The 19,700-nt window shown below is 34.7% G+C and carries 20 protein-coding genes (1 of these 20 only partly in view); 12 read left to right on the top strand and 8 right to left on the bottom strand.

Annotated elements, in window-relative coordinates; all coding sequences use genetic code 11:
- Positions 1-60: 60 nt before the first annotated feature.
- A complete protein-coding gene (locus EHQ43_RS16065) occupies positions 61-951 on the bottom strand; it encodes an LBF_1199 family protein (protein ID WP_135771716.1) in 891 nt (296 codons plus the stop codon).
- Between the two features lie 66 nt (positions 952-1,017).
- Positions 1,018-2,283: an NHL repeat-containing protein gene (locus tag EHQ43_RS16060; protein WP_244242859.1), complete on the bottom strand. Its 1,266-nt coding sequence runs from the start codon at positions 2,281-2,283 to the stop codon at positions 1,018-1,020.
- A gap of 708 nt (positions 2,284-2,991) precedes the next feature.
- On the opposite strand from EHQ43_RS16060, the gene EHQ43_RS16050 reads away from it, so the two are divergent.
- From EHQ43_RS16050 to EHQ43_RS16035, 4 genes are all read left to right on the top strand, one after another.
- Entirely contained in the window at positions 2,992-3,300 is a 309-nt protein-coding gene (locus tag EHQ43_RS16050) for a hypothetical protein (protein ID WP_135741576.1), read from the top strand.
- Positions 3,281-3,844 (top strand): hypothetical protein, encoded by a 564-nt coding sequence (locus EHQ43_RS16045; protein WP_244242858.1) that lies wholly within the window; start codon positions 3,281-3,283, stop codon positions 3,842-3,844. Before EHQ43_RS16050 ends, EHQ43_RS16045 begins: the two co-directional genes overlap by 20 nt.
- A 5-nt stretch (positions 3,845-3,849) precedes the next feature.
- Entirely contained in the window at positions 3,850-4,395 is a 546-nt protein-coding gene (locus EHQ43_RS16040; RefSeq protein WP_135771715.1) for a hypothetical protein, read from the top strand.
- 292 nt (positions 4,396-4,687) lie between these two features.
- On the top strand, positions 4,688-5,092 hold the full coding sequence (locus EHQ43_RS16035; RefSeq protein WP_135741574.1) for a TIGR04452 family lipoprotein: 405 nt from the start codon (positions 4,688-4,690) through the stop codon (positions 5,090-5,092).
- A 569-nt stretch (positions 5,093-5,661) separates the two neighbouring features.
- Here EHQ43_RS16035 and EHQ43_RS16030 read toward each other — a convergent pair.
- A complete protein-coding gene (locus tag EHQ43_RS16030) occupies positions 5,662-6,204 on the bottom strand; it encodes a hypothetical protein (protein WP_135754824.1) in 543 nt (180 codons plus the stop codon).
- A gap of 120 nt (positions 6,205-6,324) precedes the next feature.
- Between EHQ43_RS16030 and EHQ43_RS16025 the strand changes: the two genes are divergently transcribed.
- Complete coding sequence (locus EHQ43_RS16025; RefSeq protein WP_135741572.1) at positions 6,325-6,690, top strand: ArsR/SmtB family transcription factor; 366 nt, start codon at positions 6,325-6,327, stop codon at positions 6,688-6,690.
- A 325-nt stretch (positions 6,691-7,015) separates the two neighbouring features.
- Here the strand turns inward: EHQ43_RS16025 and EHQ43_RS16020 are convergent, their stop codons facing one another.
- From EHQ43_RS16020 to EHQ43_RS16005, 4 genes are all read right to left on the bottom strand, one after another.
- Positions 7,016-7,318: a DUF3592 domain-containing protein gene (locus EHQ43_RS16020; protein WP_425269648.1), complete on the bottom strand. Its 303-nt coding sequence runs from the start codon at positions 7,316-7,318 to the stop codon at positions 7,016-7,018.
- A 254-nt stretch (positions 7,319-7,572) separates the two neighbouring features.
- The gene (locus EHQ43_RS16015; RefSeq protein WP_135771713.1) at positions 7,573-8,805 is read right to left on the bottom strand and encodes an RNA polymerase sigma factor; all 1,233 of its coding nucleotides are present in this window, start codon (positions 8,803-8,805) and stop codon (positions 7,573-7,575) included.
- Positions 8,806-8,831: 26 nt separating this feature from the next.
- Positions 8,832-9,188 (bottom strand): YciI family protein, encoded by a 357-nt coding sequence (locus EHQ43_RS16010; RefSeq protein WP_135771874.1) that lies wholly within the window; start codon positions 9,186-9,188, stop codon positions 8,832-8,834.
- 14 nt (positions 9,189-9,202) lie between these two features.
- A complete protein-coding gene (locus EHQ43_RS16005) occupies positions 9,203-10,192 on the bottom strand; it encodes an alpha/beta hydrolase (RefSeq protein ID WP_135771712.1) in 990 nt (329 codons plus the stop codon).
- Positions 10,193-10,427: 235 nt separating this feature from the next.
- Here EHQ43_RS16005 and EHQ43_RS16000 point away from each other — a divergent pair, with 235 nt between their 5' ends.
- The 6 genes from EHQ43_RS16000 (at position 10,428) to EHQ43_RS19605 (ending at position 16,925) form a co-directional block, all read left to right on the top strand.
- Positions 10,428-10,727: a hypothetical protein gene (locus EHQ43_RS16000; RefSeq protein ID WP_244242857.1), complete on the top strand. Its 300-nt coding sequence runs from the start codon at positions 10,428-10,430 to the stop codon at positions 10,725-10,727.
- A 322-nt stretch (positions 10,728-11,049) separates the two neighbouring features.
- On the top strand, positions 11,050-11,721 hold the full coding sequence (locus tag EHQ43_RS15995) for a hypothetical protein (RefSeq protein WP_244242855.1): 672 nt from the start codon (positions 11,050-11,052) through the stop codon (positions 11,719-11,721).
- Positions 11,722-11,772: 51 nt separating this feature from the next.
- A complete protein-coding gene (locus tag EHQ43_RS15990) occupies positions 11,773-13,245 on the top strand; it encodes an ankyrin repeat domain-containing protein (protein WP_135741566.1) in 1,473 nt (490 codons plus the stop codon).
- Positions 13,246-13,495: 250 nt separating this feature from the next.
- A complete protein-coding gene (locus EHQ43_RS15985; protein WP_135771710.1) occupies positions 13,496-15,049 on the top strand; it encodes a methyl-accepting chemotaxis protein in 1,554 nt (517 codons plus the stop codon).
- Between the two features lie 352 nt (positions 15,050-15,401).
- The gene (locus EHQ43_RS15980) at positions 15,402-16,532 is read left to right on the top strand and encodes a hypothetical protein (RefSeq protein ID WP_135771709.1); all 1,131 of its coding nucleotides are present in this window, start codon (positions 15,402-15,404) and stop codon (positions 16,530-16,532) included.
- Between the two features lie 231 nt (positions 16,533-16,763).
- Complete coding sequence (locus EHQ43_RS19605) at positions 16,764-16,925, top strand: hypothetical protein (RefSeq protein ID WP_167481808.1); 162 nt, start codon at positions 16,764-16,766, stop codon at positions 16,923-16,925.
- A gap of 755 nt (positions 16,926-17,680) precedes the next feature.
- Here the strand turns inward: EHQ43_RS19605 and EHQ43_RS15970 are convergent.
- Complete coding sequence (locus tag EHQ43_RS15970; protein ID WP_135741563.1) at positions 17,681-18,517, bottom strand: LEPBI_I2678 family protein; 837 nt, start codon at positions 18,515-18,517, stop codon at positions 17,681-17,683.
- A 1,062-nt stretch (positions 18,518-19,579) separates the two neighbouring features.
- Here EHQ43_RS15970 and EHQ43_RS15965 point away from each other — a divergent pair.
- A protein-coding gene (locus EHQ43_RS15965; protein WP_135771707.1) for a cysteine rich repeat-containing protein crosses the window boundary here: on the top strand, positions 19,580-19,700 show its 5' end (the start). Its footprint extends 239 nt past the window's final position; only the first 121 of its 360 coding nucleotides appear in the window; the start codon lies at positions 19,580-19,582; the stop codon falls past the right edge of the window.

Here is a 19,700-nt window from a genome sequence, read left to right as displayed (position 1 = left end):
GGAATTCACGTTCCTTGTTCAGAAAAAAAATGAAAATGGGCAGGAGAGTAACAAACGTTGTTAAAAATATTTACCCACTCGATCATAATTGGAAAGAGCTGATTTTACCGTGGTTTCCTCCCAAGCATCGAGTACTACCCCATTCCCTCTCAGGTAGATCAATACATCACTTCGATCAATGCTTGGAATTTTTGTCAGTTCTTTCAATACTTGAGACAGACGATGGGAATCTCTTTCTTTTGGCGTGAGATTTGACTCGTGTTTTAAATCGTATTTGTCTTTTAAGTCTAAACAAAACGTTTCCCAAACATGGATCGAGTCTAAGATGTTTTCTAATCGTTTTCGATTTTCTTTTTCTTTGTCATCGGCGATGGCAATTTCTTGTTTTCCCGATACCATCATCATTCGTAAATAATAATATAATGTATGACTATTTAATAGAATTTTTCGAATTTCGTTTTCCCTTAGATTTGAAAAAATCCCAAGAAGGGTTTGCATCGTCATATTCTTTTCTTCAAGTAAATCAAAGTATGCTTCCCAAGTTTGAGGATCCAGATTTGACAATAAATGAATTTTCAAAGTTGGATCACGATCCATTTCTTCACCTAACGAAAGGATACGCAAACTTTGAGCCGAATCAAATAATTCTCGAATTTGAAGGAAGTATGAATTGGAATCAAATTTTTCGGCTAAAAATTGTTTTCCGTATCCGAAATAAATAAAACGCATAAGAAGTTCTGGTGTGATACTTTCATCGTTTAAAAATTTTTTTGTGGCATCTTCAGACCGTAATAACCATAAGTATTCGAAGACCAAATCGCAGAATTCAATATCAGCCAACATATGTTCGGCTAATGATTTCAGGTCCTCTCCTTTATCGATGGTTAAAAAGAAGGATAGGAGTTCATTTGGAGATGCGTTTTTCCAAAACTGAGACGCTTTCCATCGCATACTCATTCATAATTGCAAAAACGAACAAAGTCAATTGAAATTTGAATGGTTCAATTTTTTAGCATATTAATATACGTTCCAATAGTAACTCAATAATAGATTTTTGCAAATTCTACCTTTCGAACCAGGATTGATGGAAAGTACTAAATCATTGGTATGTGGTACAGCCATAATTTTTCCGTTAGGTGAAAGAACTCCGTCTCCCCATTTATTCCCTGTTCCAATTCCAGTATCAGTAGAAGTATATGTTAAAGTAATGGGATCAATTGCAATAATATTCGGAATATCAGCTGGGATCCCAATGATCCGACCATCAGCAGTAAAGATACCCCCTCGCCATTTTCCAGTTCCACCGATCGGCGAAACCTGCAAAGTAACAGAATCATTTTTGGGATCTAAAAAAATAAAATCTGAATCATTAGAAGGAATTCCCACTAATTTCCCATCGGAAGTGACGACTCCATGCCGCCATTTCCCAAGACCCGACTTTGTAGAAGGAATGGTATAAGTCCTCTCAGAATACGGATCCAAAACAAAAATCAGATCAATGTCAACAGGAAAGGCATAAATTTTTCCATTGGGTGCAAGAACACCACCTTCCCACATATTCGATGAAGCCATTGGTGAAGGAATTGTTCTGACATGATCAGTTTGTGGGTCGATCACTAAGATTTGAGGTGATGTATTGGGAATTCCATAAATCAGTCCATTCGGAGCAAGAACTCCTCCCCGCCATTTCCCAACTCCAGTCACTGGAGAATTGAGAAAGTAGGTACTATTGTTAGTTGTATTGATGACTAAAATTTGAGATGCATCTCGAGGCATCGCATATATTTTTCCATTGGGAGCATATACTGCTCCTTCCCATAAGGCAGAACCACTTGTTCCTGATTCAAAAGTAGAAAATGTATTCTTGTTTGGATCAAGCAATTGGATATCCGACCGATTGTAAGGCATCGCATATATTTTTTCATGATCGGTTAGTATAGCTCCTAACCACTTCGCAGTGCCAGTGTTAGGTTGCACATAGGTTTCAAAACTTACACCATCTGTTCCTAATGCCGCTTGTTTTTTTAACTCAGCAGAGACATACTTCCAACGCCGTGGTTGGATGATGGAAAGTGGATCCATTTCACAGATAGAACGATTGGGGGCTACCGATCCGCAATACTCCCTTTCATCATCAAATAAAATGCGAGCTAAGTAAAAATTTTGAAAGGATTCGGAACCTGGGTCACATCCATTTCCCAATTCTGGTGATTGGCAGGAAACAATCAAAAATAAGAGGGATATAGGGAAACAAATATGATATGACCAAGTTTGAAACTTCAAATTGTTTCCCCAAATATAGCAATGGTTCCTACAAGATTCCAATTTTGTCAAATGAAAGAAATTTCCAAAATTGATAGTTCCCAAGAAAAAATGAAATAGGTCCGAAGTTTTCGGTATGAATCACTCCCTCTAAATCGTATCCTAATCTATCAGATGGACTTCCTCCATGAATCCAAACCAGAAAGAACGGTTTTAACTCGATTTCAGAACGTAATGAGCGGAAAAAATAAACTATTTTCTCTTACTCTCTGATTTCCGAATGACAAAATTTTAAATTCAAAGAATATACCAAACTAAGAATCGAACTTTTGTTATTTGTGGTTCCAAAATAGATAAAAAAATTATATCAATCATATAAAATGCATCAGAATTTTGAAATAAATCTTTATCATACAATTTCAGAATATAAACATAAACGGATTCTTTTCTTTTTTATACTTATATTGTCTTTATTATTCTCGTCATGTATGACTAGCAAATTAGCAACCAATATCGGTTACATTGAACCCAAACGATCAGACAAACCGCACGCCCGCACCAACAAATTCCAACATTGTGTCGGGATTTATCCCCGTATCCTAGAGAATGCTCTCAACCAATTTGAAATCAAAACGAAAAAAAGTAGGTTTGATGATATCGAGATAGAAATTAGCAAAGATTATCTAATTGCTCAGTGTATCAATATTTATTATGACACGAAGTAAACGCATGGTAAAGAAACTCTTATTCCTAGGAATATTGCTCCTACTATCCCATTGTCAAAATTGGGGGAGATACAACCGTATTGAACTCACTCCTCGCACTGTTATGAGTGAGGATGTTTTTGTGGAAGGAAAAAGTTGTCGTTATTTTTTTAACCCATTTTACCCAGATTTATATGATGCCGTCACCGATGCTCTCTCAAAAGCTCCCGGGAAAAAAGCGATCAAAAATCCAGAAATCATAGATATACATTATATGTTTTCTCCAATCAACCGTTGCACAATCGTTAAGGGGTATGCGACAAGTGAGGATTGACCTAAATCAATTTTACATTCTATCCAAATATAATCTTGTTAATCGTTCCAAGTATACGATCTTGTTGTTTTGTTTTGGATTGAGTTTCTATTCTAATTGTTCGTACCAAAAAGAAGTACCAAACGATCCGCTCGTCCAACTTTTTGTGATCAATTTTGCAAATGAATACTATTCCAATTCTTGCAAAAACCCAAAATTGGTTTTGCGGAAAAACACAAACCATACAATCGAATTAAAACCAAATGAAAAATCATGGTTTCGTTTTTCATACGAAGATTATAAAGCACAGTCAGGGGTGACTGATTATTTTTTTAAAATCACAAAGCAATCCGGAACTGCAGTGCAGTTTTATACCAATAACAATTGCCTTACCTATGCCGATTCCGCTTACAAACGATTACCAATAGCAACGTCTGCAACTGAAGACACCTATCGTTTGTACAAATCTGATTTTGAATCATATTCGACTTTTGGAGCCTCAGAAAACGGCTACTATCTCGAAATCCTGTCTGGAAATCCCAATCTCATCATTAGGCAATATTAAACATTATGAATTTGATCAAAACAAACAATCTGCATACAACTGTTTTTATTTTCCTATCTCTATTTCTTTCCTTAACTTGCATCTTACCAGTGCCGGATAAAAAGGATACCAGCACAGATGGAAATAATTTTTCAAATAACTTTGTATTTTCATATATGTTACTATTAAACCAAATACAAACTGCAAATTACTGTCCGAAACCAAGTCAAATCCTTCGGAAAAATACAGATTATCCCATTACTTTAACATTTGGTCAACCTTACTATTTTCATTACCATTACTTGGATAATGCAAAACCTCAAGAAGAGATTAGAAACTATACATTTAAAATCACAAAACAAACAGGAACAACTGTTACATACAAAGAAAACTCCAGGTGTAATTCATCTGGCGTAAGTTTTGCAACAATCACGCCAACGACGACAAGTGCTACTGAAGAAAATTATACCTTATCATATTCCCAAAACTTTATTCCGTCTTGGCAAATCCAGAATATCTATTCCTTAGAACTCATATCAGGTGATCCGAATGTTAAGCTAAGACAAGATTAGAAGGGCAAAAATGATTCCTTCTACGTCTTCCTTGGGGAATACCATATAAAGAGAGGAACACGTTTATTCCAACAATACCATTTCCAATCGTTAGGAAAACCAATCTTATTGTTTAAGTGATGTATGATATGTAACAAAGCTTTAAAACCTAGTTACGTTTCATTTATTCTTTACCAATAATCTATCCAGAAAATAGATATATGCAGTGAACATCAGTTTTTTTATCATATGACTCGTATTTGGTGGAATTTTTACTTTGACATTTTTATTCAAATATTCGAATTTACTCTATATGAAAAACATCATCTCTTTTTTAATCCTAACTATTTTCCTTGGAATGTCTCTCAATTGCAACCAACCCGTGATAGGTGGCCTGAGCTCGAAAAACATTACAGGAAAAGAAGCAATCAAAAAACTTGTGGATGCAGCTTCACAAATTGACACAATCTATATCCGGTCAGTTGCCGGTTCTTCCACTTCTTCGTCTACTATATCTTCGGCTACTTTGCTTGCCAGTTTGTTAAATGGACTTTTAGTGCCGATAGCCGCAGGAATCGAAGAGGACAAGTATTATCTAAAGGATGGAGTCGAAAAATGTGTGACTAATATTTATGCCCTTGGATTAATATTAGAAAACTTCGTGACTGTAGGTTTAAGTTGCGACATCAGACCAGCTCCTGTTCTTGGTTTACCTTAAAGAATCACTTTCGTTTGATACTTTTTATGCGAAATGTCGAAGTACATTGCCAATGACAAAAATCCATCAAATCAAACACTCAATTTGATGGATTTTTTCGCAAATTTCGATATCATCTTTTCCAACATTACATACTGTCCATTCCCAATCATAGGTTACTCATTGTCAAAAGTTTCCATGAAAAAATCCCTTAGATGGATTGCGATTTTATCCTTTCTATAACAAATGAAAAACTCGAACACTTTCAAATTTTAAATTCTATTGTTTCCTTATTCCATCAAAGCACCCAAATATTAATTTGTTTCATCTCCACCAAATTTTTTCCATTTAGAAGGTACTCAATCGAACTGATTCTACTATTACGAGCTTAACCACCAAATTTGCATAACGATCTGCCCAACCACTCGATGGCAAGAGTATTACTGATTCAAATTTACAGTCAAACAGTCTATGTTCCCATACAATTCATATGTATATTTTACAATAATACAATATTTGTATATATGAATGATACGATAAATAATCTTTAACAATCTATTTTTCTTATATTTTGGGTCCAAAATCAGATTCTACTTCCGAGAAAGAGTCATCCCTCTTCTAAAATAGGAATGGCATAACACTAAATGAAGCAATGCAACCAAAATGGCCCCTGGTAATAGATTTATTACGACAAGATACTGGAAATTTTTTGCTAAAATAATCTCCAAACCATTGTATGTAAAGGAACCCGAAGGTTTTGCAATCAAATAAAGAATTAACATTGAAGTATGTAACGATGTCAACGTCACATGTAAAATATATTCTATCGAACTCAATCCTCCGAATCGATTTCTGGCTCTCTTCTCTTCCCACATGTCAAAAACCTGTACGATTAGGTCAATCACTGTGATCGTTAGAACCAAAACATACAACCAACCTTTGATCTCGAATAAAAATAATCCAATGAGTACGATCGGGAATAAAACCGCTCTTACCGTATGTAATTTGTGCTCATAAAACGTATCATCATAATAGTAAAGTTTATACTTCCACAGATGTAACACAAATCCGTCAAAAAAAGCCAAACCTGAAAAAGCGATTAGAAAAACCAAACTTAGTTCAGAAATACTCATACTTATCTCCTAAAATGCATATATGCACCTACATGCACTTAATGAATACGAGGATTTTGTTGTCAATGGAAAAATGAAAAAAGCTAGACTACGTCAAATTCTGGAAAAATGATAGAGCCGATGGCTGTAAAATCGCGAACAGTTTCCGATAAAAAGAAAGAAATGGCAATAGATGCTTTGAACCAAGTACTAGATTCAAAGTTTTTAGCAGCCCTCGCCGAACCAAGCAGAATCGAAGTATTAAAACAAGTCATCCGGTTTGGAAAGGCAGATATTTCTGAACTATCAGAGGGATTGTCATTAGATCGGTCTGTAATATCTAGACACCTTATTACACTACAAGAAGCTGGAATTTTAATTAGAGACAAACAAGGGAAACACGTATATTACCAATTGGATCCAAACCAGGCGATACAAAAATTCAAAGTCATTTTAAATCACTTAGAAGAAATGGTAGCAATTTGTTGTCCTCCCATAAATTCGTAATTTTTTTTAAGACAAACAATCTGTTTCCGATTTTTATCTAAAAAACTAACAAAGAATCAATACATTCTTGTTACTAAATCAATTTCTGATTCTTGGGCAAAAACAAAAATTACGCATACGAACCATTCTACAAGTTATGAACCATTGGAACGTTTAGAAGTCACATTTTTTCTTGAAAGTGCGGCCAAAGATTTGTGTAAATCCTACGCTTATTGGGAATTACCTGAATATGAAAAGGAATTACAAAATTCAAAATATTCTGATTTCAAATCGAAGTTAGATATCAACTTCGAAAATAAAAGGATCATGGAAATCGAATTAAAACTTATAATCGTTTATCCAGTTCCGTTGCTTTTCTTTTCATGATTTTACGGAATACAAATCCAACCATGATGACAATCATACCAACAATGACAGGCCACCAAGATACTGTCGTGCGTTGAATAAAATCATTGGTAACGGCTGTTTGAATTGGATTTTCTGGATCATATAAAACGTCTACTTTTTGTCCTTTTTTGTATTTTTCGAAACTATGATTCCAAAACAATTTATCTAAAAAACGAATGGTTTGACCTTTTTCTGTTTTAAATTCAACCCAAGCTTGTCGGTAAGGTTCAGTGATTTCCAATGCATACACTTCCCCTTTTGTTTTTTTCCCTTTTGTATCTAACTGCTTTTCAATAGTGAGATGGTAGAATCCATAGAGACACAGAACAATTCCTATTTTTTATATTCTAAATCAATAAGAATCATGTTACGAACTAAGAAATTTGATGAATTGAAGATATAAGGTCTTTATTTCGTCACTTAAGAATAGAAAAAATCCTAGATTCAGTGATGGCGTGATTTGAACCATTGAATTGTATTTGTATTTCCAAATGTTTACCTAATTGAATTCATTCTTTTTTGAATCATCAATCGATCGCTTAGTTTATCCGACAAGGAATATGCTTTTTGAAAATACTCTTTAGCTTTTTTTGGATCAAACTCAGAATATATTTCGGCTAATAAAGAAAAATAATATCGATTTGATTGAAAATTCAATTGTTTTAACTCTTCGAGAGCACTCTCCCTACCCTTAAAACGAAATAACGCATACGCACGATTTAATATTAAAATTTCCGAAGTTTCAAATTCGATAAGGCCTGAATAAAGTGTATAAATTGTATCCCATTTTTCCGTCGTATCTTCTGGAAAAGTATGCCAATATGCGATGGCAGCTTCTAAATGATATTTAGAAATATTCAGATCCTTATTTGACTGCATAAAAAAATACTCACCTTTTTTTATGAATTCTTGGTTCCATAATGAACGATTCTGCTCTTCAAATAAAACCATTTCTCCTTCATCATTCAATCTCGCATCAAATCTTGAAATATGAAAACAAAACAGGGAGATGAGTGCATTCACCTCAGGTGTATTTGTGTCTTTACTTTCCAACAAAAAAGTACAAAGCCGAATTGCCTCCAAACAAAAATCTTTTCTTAAAATTTTATCTTGGCTATGAGAGCAGTACCCTTCATTAAAAATTAGATAGATTGTCCGAATCACGGAAGTTAATCGATGTTTCAAATCACTGGGGGATGGCAATTCGATCGTAAGATTGGACTCTCTAAGCTTTTGTTTAGCCCGAAACAAACGTTTTCTTATTGTTTCCTCATTTGAAAGAAATGCTTTTGCAATCTCATCAATTCCAAAACCACACAAAATCCTAAGTGATAAACAAATTTGAGATTCTAAAGGAATCGAAGGATGACAAAGTGCAAAAAGCACTCTTAACTGACTATCTTTTATATTTTCATCTGATAGATCGAATTCGAAATCATAACCATTACAATCGTGATCTATTTGGTAGAGAGGTAATACTTTTTTTTGATAAAGAGAATCTCGTTGGAGTAAATTTTTAGCCTTATTTTTTGCTACTGTATATAACCAACCAATGGGATTCTCAGGAATCCCATTGATACCCCATGTCTGGGAAGCAGCTAAAAAAGTATCACTTGCAATATCTTCAGCCGTTTCAATCTGATGGAATCCAAACTGTTTGCAGAGTACTGATACAATTTTGGAATATTCCAATCGAAATAAATGAGGTAAAACATCTAAGTTATCCATATAGATTTTTGAATCAAAATCAGCCTTTAGTCTTCAGTATGTATCCCCATTACCTTTCGGATTTCCACACTATTCCCTTCACCTAACAGAATGGGGCATAATTTTGCAAATTCCAATGCTTCCTCAAAACTCTCAGCTAAAATTGTGAGAAAACCAGCTAGTGACTCTTTGGTTTCGACAAATGGTCCATCTGTCACAAGTGTTTTATGTTGGATGACTCGTCCCTCGGTAGACAAGGCTGTTCCAGACACAAATTTCTTTTGTTTTACAATTAAATTTACCCATTCCCTATACTGTTTCATATAAACCTGCAATTGTTCCGGTGAAGGTTGAGATTCTTTAGTCAGTAGATCGAGCCGCATTAAAATTAAGTATTCTTCCATTATTTCTCTCTTCATCATTTTATATTCTTATGAATGAAACTTTCCACTTTTGTTTCATATTCCAATTGATTTGAATCCCATACTTTTCCGTGAAAACCTAAATCAGGAAACCAAAATTCTACTGTACCTTTGTAAAGTTTAACGAGTTTCTCTGAATGATGGTAATTCACGACAGAATCTTCTTTACTATGAATGATGAGTATTGGTATATCATTAACAAATGGCAAAGAATTTTTGGGACTAAGCATATAATCAAACTTACCACGAATTGAAACAATTTCTAAAAGTGTTTGCATCATCCAGTTGGGTAAATTGGATGATTCTGGAGAATCAAAAATTAAACTCTTAAAATCAATCATGGGATTTTCTAAAACCAAACCCTTCACAGATTTCAAAAATGGAAGAGATATTAAAATTGAAGACGCTCCAACAGAAGAGCCAATCATTAGAATATTCTTATATTGTTTCTCGACAAAAAGATAAGCCGAAAGAGCATCTCTAAATTCCCTGCTACCAAAGGTCAAACCTGGGAATAAACATGGCGCTTCTCCATGACAAGAAAGATCAAAACTAATGGTATCAAAACCTTGTTTGAGATAAAATGAAATGAAGCGAGAAAATTCTCTCCGATCAGCGCCTCCACCATGCACAAAAAGAACGACACCTCTTTTCTTTAAAATACCGTTTTCATGTGTCGCAACAATCCATCCAGGTAAATCATACCCGTTGATTGAGGGTATCATGATTTCTCGGTAATGATATTGGTTCGATATTCGAAGATTCCCACAATTCTTACCCCAGTTTTTTTCACCTTCCGCATTACATTCCTTAAAATCCTTACTGATTCCAATTAGCGCCGGAAATAAAATCTGATTGCTTGCCTTCCACAAACCCACAAACAAAATAACTAATACCAAAACTACGATTAGGATTACATAAAAGCCATAGAGAAGGTTTCGATTCCTTCGACTTTTTCCGTTTTCTTTCTCGATTTTTATATCCATTTCCCTCTCCATTCTATCTCTATATCCATTGAAATTCCGGAAAAGGGACAATATGTTGGAAAAAATTTAGATATTAGAAGAAAATTTTTATGTTTGGATGGCTGAACCAACTCACAGGGTACTTTGGTTTAAAAGTAGAATGATTGAGTCTCCTTCATTTTACAAGTTTCACAGATAACCTTCCTTGACGAATTTCAAAAATTAAATTACCTTAATGCCTATGGATGATCATTACTTGAACCGATTCTACCAAGCGACTTTGATACCACTTTACCTTCGTATCAGTATATGTTTGTTAATTGTATCCTTTTCAACAGAGCAAGATATAAAAACTAACACAGAAGCACAACCGAATCCAGAATTTGAAGTGGTCGCCGACATCGAATTTAGTCAAAAATATCATTATCGACCATGGATCGAAGCACAATCATTTTGTTTGAGCCAGAACTTAAAACTTCCCAAAAGAGAACAACTTTTAGCCGTATACCAATTTCAAAAGTATTTTGCTGGGGATGGACCTGAAAATTCATCTTAATGGACTAATGAAAAAAATGTTTTTATCTATGGTGGCAATGTTTTGATTGGAAATGATGAAACTAGATCCTCCGTACGTTGTGTCAAATAATTGCATTTGATACATTTTAACTGATGATCAAAACCTTTCCATGGCAAATGAAACACAATATATAGACCTTACTTTACTCCTTTGCTACAATTCAATTGCCGTGCTTTTCGTAATGGCCATTACATATCTTGTAATGTATCGTCAAACGCTCTTACTCATTCTCGTATTCGCCTTTACGCTCTTCGTTTGCATACAATCCTTTGGGAAATTTTTTTCAAATCCGATGCAAAATATGGGTTTCATCAAGCTGATGTTACTTTTACCGATGGGTTTAGGTGTTATCCTTCTATTGATTCGTCTGCCAAAAGAGATACGAAATCAATACTATATATGGTATTCTAATTATATCAACATGGCTGTGTTACTCAATATCTTTGCGATGTTATTTACACCTGATGGAGGAACATACCGAGGTAATCTGAGTCGATTAGTTTGCTTAGCACTCTTAATTTGGTTACTCCAGGAAATGAGAAAAAAACGTTTCCAAACAATTCATTTTGACCAAGGATTATTCCTCTTTCGTTCATCCCCATTACATTGGATCTTTTGTCATGCAACTTATCGTATCGTATTACTATCTTTACCAAGCTTTGAAACTCAAAAATTCCTACTTCTTGAACCATTGAGTTTGATTGTTATGTTTAGCCTCTTTTCTTTTCATAAAAAACGTTTTGCTCTCGAACAATATTTTGGATTTGCTGATACTCTTGTCGTTACGACGATTACTGTGTTAAGTTGGTATCCGATTTTACTTCCATTTAAGACCAATGGTCCTTATATCAAAAACTTAAATCAAAATGAATGGGACATGATATTGATTCCCCTCCAATTGATGGTCATTGGCTTCGCCTTACTCGCCATATTCAAAAACACAAAACAGATTAGATTGACAACCGAAAACTAAATCACTCAAAGTTCACTTGCCAAAAATATTACACTCGTTAGCATTTGACTTATGACCTATTTAATTTTCTATGAAAGATCAAAATGTCTCCTTCAGTTATTCGAAAAAACTCATAATAGTATTCTGAAACTTTCTTATTTTCCTTCAATAAAATCTAAAAAACCTAACAAACCTCTCACAAAAATACTAATCGCACTTTATCTCGTGGTTATTTTTTCACACTGTGTTTCTGCTCCCGCAACAAAGCCAAAACCAAAGTTGGACTTAACACAAACAGTCAAATCGGGAGATTGGTATGCAACCCAAGAATTCCTCGTGAGCAATCCAGATAGTGTCAATTCAGTAAACAATTCTGGAGGGTTTGCCATTCACGAAGCAGCAATACTTGGTGATGCAAAACAAATCAGAGTGCTAATTAGGTTCAAAGCTAATGTTAATGCGAAAAACAAAGAAGGTATGACACCCTTACATATTGCAAGCGCAGAAGGTTATACAGATTGTGTAAAGGTTTTATTAGATGCAGGTGCTTTACCAAACGAAAAAGATAAAAAAGGACGGTTACCAATTCACTATGCTGTTTCCACTGCTTCCGGAAATATCAGTGTATTAAAACTCTTGGTCAAATATGGCTCAGAACTTGATGCGAAAGACTTAAAAGGTGCATCTCCTCTATTGACTGCGATTCGAAAGAAAAATTATCAGTTCGCTAAATACCTCATAAACAACCGATCGTCAATTGATATTGTTGATTCAGACGGATTCAATGTATTACATCTATTAGCTTTAAAAGGCAACACCGAATTACTAAAAATTTTACTAGAGTTAGGTGCAAATCCAAACAAAGTTATTGAAAAAGGAAACATTTCTCCGCTTCACTTTGCTGCGATGAATGGACATCTAGAATTTGTACAATTACTATTAAATCGAGGAGCTAATCCTGACATCCAAGATGAAACAGGTTACACAGCGCTCCATTATGCTGTAAAGGAAGGTGATTTAGATATCGTAACTACTCTCTTACAAAAAAAAGCAAATCCTAATCTTAAAACGTCAGATGGGTATACTCCGCTCTTTGTCGCCGCCCAAGAAAATCATGCAAATATCGCTCGTGTTTTATTAGAAAATCATGCAGATCCGAATTCACAAGGAAACGATAATCGTGCAGCAATCCATAAGGCATGTTATGAAGGCCATCTAGATGTATTGAAGGTATTATTGGAATTTAAAGCTAACAAAGAACTTCGATCTCGTCAAGGTTGGACTCCAATGATCGCAGCTGCCAGCGGTGGCCATTTAAAATTGGTCCAGTTATTGATTGAACATAAAGTAGATTTGAATGCTGTCACTGAATACAAAACAACTGCACTATATGGTGCGGCATCTGATGGATATTTAGAAGTTGTGGAAACCTTGCTGAATGCGGGGGCCTTGACTGATGTACCAGGTACAAGTTCTCCGCTAGGTGCCGCCAGAGCCCATGGTCACACTCAAATCGCTGACCTCATTCAAAGTAAAAGTAAGTGATGGTTTTCTGAAAAAAATCGACGTATTTTTCATTTCCCTTCGTCTCATCGGACAAAGGAGAACTAAGTTCAGTCTATCAGTTGGATGGCAGGTCCTTAGGTTTTGTCCGCATGTTTAATTCACTTGCATGGTGATTTTCGAATTTGACCTGCAATTTACAAACATCTGTCGGGTTTCAGGACGTTTCTTGCCAAAAGATTCCATTTTGAAAGTATGACCTTATCCATTCCCTTTCGATAGAAGGTGTAGCTTGTTTTCTAATTTTTTTTCCCCAAAGAAAGCCATGACAATTTCCGATGACCTCTTCACGGAAGTAATGTTACGAAACAACAAACGGATGTTCTTGTCGTTTCTCTCCATCCTTGCTCTTGCAAACATTGCTACCCTTTCCATCAAAATTGCAGGAAAGGGATCAGATTACTTAACCTACCAAAGTATCCTCATAGAATTTGTTTTGGCAACTTCTATATTAATTCTTGGCTTTTTGTTATCTTCAAGATTAAAAACCCATTGGGTATCAAGTTACATTTCAATAACTGGCGTTACATTGTGTTTGTTAGTATTTCAGTATGTAATTTATGGAGCAACGGAACTTTCAGCTACGTTTTATATCTCTTTTGTTTTAAGTGTTTTATATTTCAATCGCAATGCATCGATATATAATTTTATTTTGATCATAGTTTCTGAAATTTTATTATTTAGTTTGCGACCAGAATTAATTCCAGGTGGTCCTAAAAGTAATATTATTGTTAGATTTTTGATTTTTGTATGGGTTGGGATAGGAGCAACTGTTGGCGCCACAGCAACAAGGACTCTACTGAACTTAGCTGTTGAAAAACAAAAAGAAGCCAAAAAGGCCTTGGACAATTTATTACAAATGGCAAAAACCATTCTCAATACAATTGATATGATGAAACAACAAATCAAGAACCAAGATACAATTTCAGAAGAACTAAAAAATATTTCAGAACACCAAGCAACATCTCTTTCTGAAATTTCTACGTCCCTACAAGAATTATCATCAAAGGCAGATTCCAATAACAAGATAGCCAAATCATTATATCGTGAATCTGAAACTTCCATTCAATCCGTTAATGATCTAAAAACAATTAACGAAACTGTACAAATCGGAACGAATAGGATTTATAAAAACTTAGATGTTGTTACGGAATATTCAAGTGATACATCAAAACACATTCACCTTTCTATTAATAAATTTAACATACTCCAGGAAAAAAGTACTGAAATTTCTAATTTTGTCTCTGTGATCAATGAAATTGCCGACAAAGTCAACTTGTTATCATTGAATGCTTCAATCGAAGCAGCAAGAGCCGGAGAACACGGTAGAGGTTTTGCAGTTGTTGCAGAAGAAATATCGAAACTTGCAGCAGCAACGACAAAAAACTCCAAAGAAATTTCAAATATCATCAAAGAAAATCTATCGTTGATTGGTGAAAGTAGTGAACTCATCAACCGTTCGTCTGAAATGATGGGAAAACTAGACACAGCAATCGGACTCATTAAAACTGAAATCACAGGTGTTGGTACAAAAATCATAGAAATTGACAAAGCAATTGAAACAATCGACAATCTCAATTCAAGAATTTACGAAACTAGTAAAACGATCGAGAATTCCACAAACTTCCAGAAAGTTGAAACGGAAGAATCTACAAAAATTACGACCAATATCTCAGAATATGCAGCAAGCATAGTCCAAATTTCTAAACAAATATCCGAAAGTAGCAAATCGACAGGTGAAATCATAACACAGCTAGATGGAATGGCAAAAAAGATGACGAACTGAAGAGGCATTGATCGTGTCTTCAGCATCTCAAATTTCTCTTCCTTGATTCCAAAATATAAACTGATAAGTAACCTAGGTAACTTACAAACATTATAATGTTTTGGATCAATCAATTATATTTTAGTCAAAATATTTATTACAAAAATACGCTATAGTTGAATTCATGAGAATCATATGATTTTTTTAATATAGATTTCTCTAAAAATGCCACCAATATTCTTTCATAAAGAAAAAATAAGTTGAGTAAAGCTAACAAATTCCGAAAGCTTAGTCTATGTTGAAAAATATATGCATTTTTATCATTTTAATCCCCCATCTTCTCTCCGCTGAAGGATTTCAAAAAGGAAATCTTATGTTATTTGGTTCTGGATCGTATGGACTCGGTTTGACTTCTGGAAGTTTAGAACGAAATATTGAAGCATATAACTTTCCTACATATTTAATTTTTCGCGATGGTCTAAGCTCGGATACAAGAGCATTTTCTACCTATGGACTAATTGAGTATAACGCTGATCAAATTCGATTGAACAGCCATTTGGGGGAAGTGGGAGTACAGTATGCTCTATTTAAATATATTTCCGTTGGTCTAACGGGTGTTTCTCAGACAATTCAATCTTCCAATTTGAGACAAATAGATCCTTTTATTGTTCCTTTATGGGCAAGTCAATTGCAACGCCAAAATCTCTCGAGTTCATTTAATGATAATCTCTTTTCAGCAGAACTACTATCTTTTTTAATACGAAGAGACCAAAAAACCTCTTCGATCACATCAGGAAATTTAGATATTGGAATCCATTTTATTCCAAATTCCGTTTTTGATCCATACATTCGTTTTGGAGGAGGAATAGGAAACGAACGTCAGTCAGGTGGGAAAGTCGAACGTTTGTTTGCAGGCGTAGGACTACGATATCATTTTGCAACCTCTTATTTTCTTTTTTTAGAAGCATTAAAAACGAATACTTATATCGTAGATTATAAAGGACAAACAAATACACTTCGTAACCATGGTAATTTCGAAGAGAGTTTTGTAAGTTTAGGATTTGGAAAACAATTAACACCAAATTCTTTCAGTGATGAACCTAATGTAACTAACATAACTCAATCTTCTGAAAAAAATCAGCTACAAGAACTGCCTCCGCGGATCAAAACGTTTTCATTCCTTTCCAGTGAGATTTTTGAACCGAAAACAACTCGGATACATGTCGAAGGTAGAGCCAAGTTGGATGCCCTTGCTCGTAGTCTAACAATTGAATACCCAGAATATGAAATTGTGATTATCAATTTTGTGGCGCCTTTCCCTGGCACAGAAGAGGAAGACCCATTACACGAACAATTTGGAATCAATCGTTCATTTGCAATTTTCCAAATCTTACGGGAAAAAAACATTCCAGCCTCACGCATCGTAAACGCTACTGCTGGTTCAACTCGTTATGATTTGGACTCATCGGAACGTGTGATTTTTGAACTCCGAGCAAAACCATAATACGAATTCTTTTCAATTCTTCTCAAACCGTACCTTAAGAACTTTCATATTTCACAAGCATGAAAGTTCTCAAGTTCTATCATAAAAGGAAGGTAATTGGCTTCCTTATCAATCTAAACGGTTGAAGCATTTCGAAATGACGAAAAATCGATGCTAATTTATCGTTTTAAAAAAAAGAATTGGTGATTTCGATACCAGTTGTGTTTAAAACATCATTCGCAACTAGCAGTCATGATCCGACTAGCAGTAAAACCAGATACAGCAACAAATTTATTATCAACATATATAATTAATTTCCAACCAACTTGTTCGGGAGCAAGTTGTGGTTTCCAATTTATCCCATCTTGCGAAGTCAAAATCCGATTGGTTCCACTTAACGAAAGTGCTAAATAAATTCCCTTCGCATTAATAACAGCTCACCAATCGTTTGCTTCTGCAGCTGACCGCGCTTTCCAACTGGGGAGAGCAAGTTACTGCGAAAGAAATAATCATATTTGATAAAAAAACAAATCGTAAAATTTTTCTCATTTTGAAACACCAATAAAAAAGTTAACGCTCATTATTTGTATCGGCGAATTGTATATCAAATTGCAATTCTTTCATGTAACATAAATTAGCAAAAATGATGAATAAAATTTCTCTGTTATATGAATTAATTAAATATTTTGTATAAGATTTTGCTACAGATGGAATCAATTGCATCTTTTTTGATCACTGCCTAAAACATACTTCGATGTTAGGGTTTGACATACAGAATCAACCAAATCGATATTTAGCCAACTCATGCTTAAACCAAAAAAATATTTTCTCAACACTCTTACCAAACTTCCATGTGAATTCCACTTTTTAAAAAAATAAAACTTAATTGAATGAAGGACTTTGCATTTCCATTATTTAGCAATAACAATGTTTTTTGCGAATTGAAGGTTTACAATTTAAAGATTTGGTTTCCTTCCATCAATCGCAATGATTCAAATGGTTTCTATTACGATACTTGATTATCTATATGATTTAGAATATTTTGAAAAAATAACTCTCTAAAGCAATTGGATCACCCATCATCCGAAACTTATAATGCATAACATATACATATTCTTTAATTCCACATTGTATGAAGAAGTAATCGACAAGATAGAAGTGATTACTCTCTAAGTTTCGTTTAAATATTGTTTTAGATTAAAAATCTGTTCACAATGATCCGCCAAATAATAAGCTTGCAAAGATCTTGACTCAGCTAACTGTTTGGATATAAATTCAGGCAGGTGTATCCAATGGAATGTCGTCCGATTTGTAGTTTCATCCATTGCTCCACAAATGACACCGACTCCACCTCCTGGAATTGCAAATATTTTGGATCCTGAAAGTTTAGCGACTCTAGTAGTAGAAGCTGTACGCGAAGTATTAAAATCTTTACTATGATAAAAACCCGAGATTTTGTAATAACCTTGCGTAAATGTCGCCTCATCCTCATAATCTCCAGTTGGTTTTTTTGCTCCACCAGGAGATTTCTGAATCGGATTCCCTTTTTCATCGGTTCTTTCGTATAAAGCGCTTATAACTTTATTAAATTTAACGGTAACTGATAAATTCTTATCTGCATCTCGTTTTTGAATGTAAGTCCGATTCTGAATACTATTAAGGTCTACTTTAAAATTGGATTTTTGATCCAAATCAACTTCAACCCATCGATTGTAATGCAAATAAGATCCTGAAAAATAATCAACTGCGAAGCCAATCGGAGCTCCTACTAAGAAAATTAAATTCCATCCAAATAGCATATGAATTTCTTTTGTTACTTCTACTTCTTTCGGTTCATATCCGTCTTTTTCAATTCTTAGTTTATATTGTTTATTCGGATTTATTTTGGGTGTATCAATTACACTTGCGCCAAATGATTCTCCAATTTTCTCGCCATCTAAAAAAATATGACTATTAGCAGGCGCTTTGACAAAAATTGCCTGTTTTCCATCGTCCCTACTACTCATCGTCGCACAGTTGAATATGGAAAAATAGATAAAAAAGAAACTCAAATGAATCGGAAATATTTTGTACACGTTGTAAATCCTATAAAGTTCGTTGGAACGACTATACATTTCAATAGTAAGAAATTAGTGCAACTATTTTTCAATAAACGAATTGTTAGGTGGAATTTCTGTTTGCAAGCCTCTCTTCGTATCTCATAACTGGGGAGTGACTTTAAGATTTAACTCAAAAGTGCATTTCCAAGCTGTTAAGGAGAGCTCTTGGCGAGTCCCATATGGAGCAGAGATTCCCAGGGCTTCGGTCTCAAAGTATCCGCTACGCACCCTTGGTATCCCTATGGCAAAATAATGATAAGTCCTTTATTTCGAGTTATACGGGGAAATTTGAATCCAAATTTGGGAAGATTCCAATCTGAAAACTCATCGAGGTCGAAAAACATTTAGCCTACGGGAAATTTAGTCGCAGCTTTAAATGGAACGAATTCCATGATTGCAAAATCGTATTAGATGTCCCATTCTACTGCAAAAGTAGACTCTATCTCTTTTGCTTTCTTAAAAAGCTTTTCTGCCTGTCATTCCACCATTACAGAATTCTAATCCATGAACTTCCCCGCTTTCATATCATTTCCACATTACCCGAAAGACTCAACTAACAGTTATTTTCGCATCTGATATATCCCCATTTTCTAAATGGTCTCGCCGCAGCGGCTTTTTCAAAAAACTTAGCGCCATCGCCAAGGCAGATGAAAATTCCAAACCTGGCATTCTCAAGCCTTCTTCACCTAGCAGGAAATCACCTTTATTTCAACCTTAATGTTTACGATCGTAATCTACATTATAGGAAGACGGTCAACTTCAGTGCGACTACATTTGATTCACACTTCAAATAGCAGAAAGCATCAATTTTTTCCTATTGCGAAGAAAAATAGCAAAGAATTGTTCAATGAACCCTCCTTTTGCCTAGAATAATAGTTACGATTTGATTAAGTGGAAAAACGAATCTTGATTAAAATTTAAGCATGGAAGAAAGTAGTCACTTAGGAATCAAAAAGCGAGGAGCGTACTTTGAAATTCTATATTCCAATATTATTTTTGTTTTTAAATTTAACTTTAAACGCACAATCGAAATCAATTTACGAGATTTGTAAATCTGAAATTGCCTCTTACTGCCAAGGGGTTAAACCAA

Origin of the sequence: Leptospira bouyouniensis, assembly GCF_004769525.1 — a bacterium.
GTDB classification, from domain to species: domain Bacteria; phylum Spirochaetota; class Leptospiria; order Leptospirales; family Leptospiraceae; genus Leptospira_A; species Leptospira_A bouyouniensis.
This window is presented reverse-complemented; position numbering and strand designations above follow the sequence as displayed.